Annotated in this window: 1 protein-coding gene; it reads left to right on the forward strand. The window is 73.7% G+C overall.

The features are described from left to right. Positions 1–589 (forward strand): 3-deoxy-D-manno-octulosonic acid transferase (locus tag AC27KI_RS26890; RefSeq protein WP_487116962.1); only part of this gene is annotated, 589 nt, incomplete at both ends.

Here is a 589-nt window from a genome sequence, read left to right on the forward strand (position 1 = left end):
CCCCGCCCGCGCCCTGTACTCGGCCATCACCTGGCTGGCCCAGCCGCTGCTGCGCGCCAAGCTGCGCCGCCGCGCCGCCACCGAGCCCGGCTACGGCGTGGCCGTGGAAGAACGCTTCGGCCACTACCCGCAGGCGATGGACAGCCTGGCCCCCATCAGCACCACCGGCCTGGGCAATCCCTTCGTCTGGGTGCATGCCGTCTCGCTGGGCGAGACCCGGGCCGCCGCCATCCTGCTGGCCGAGCTGCGCCAGTTGCTGCCCGGCATGCGCCTGCTGCTCACCCATGGCACCGCCACCGGCCGCGCCGAAGGCGAGAAACTGCTGCAACCCGGCGACGTGCAGGTCTGGCAGCCGTGGGACACGCCCGGCGCGGTGCGGCGCTTTCTGCAGCAGTTCCGCCCCGAGATCGGCATCCTCATGGAAACCGAGATCTGGCCCAACCTGCTGGCCGGCTGCCGCCAGCGCGGCATTCCCGTGGTGCTGGCCAACGCCCGCCTCAACGCCCAATCGCTCGCCGGCGCACGCCGCCTGTCATGGCTGTCCCGCCCCGCCTACGCGGGCCTGGCCGCCGCCTGGGCCCAGACCGAG

This window comes from Acidovorax sp. KPB24-03, assembly GCF_057546605.1.